Here is a 210-nt window from a genome sequence, read left to right on the forward strand (position 1 = left end):
GGTGGTGCTCGCCGTGCCGACCGCCGCCGCCGTGACCGAGCCGGAGCCCAGTGCCACGTCGCCGGCATTGGCACCGGCGGTCGCGCCGTGGCCGACGGCGACCCCGTCCTGCACCGAGGCCACCGCCTCGGGCCCGGCCGCCGTGCTGTCCGTGCCCGTCGCCTGGCTGTCCGCCAGGGTCGAGGTCGCGTGGAAGTATTTGATGCCGGC

The 210-nt window shown here is 76.7% G+C and carries 1 protein-coding gene; it reads right to left on the reverse strand.

Annotated features, from left to right (window positions below):
• Window positions 1-210: hypothetical protein (locus FFK22_RS42625; RefSeq protein WP_186003004.1), on the reverse strand; the 210-nt coding region annotated here is incomplete at both ends.

The organism is Mycobacterium sp. KBS0706, assembly GCF_005938675.2.
Taxonomy (GTDB): Bacteria; Pseudomonadota; Alphaproteobacteria; order DSM-16000; family Inquilinaceae; genus Inquilinus.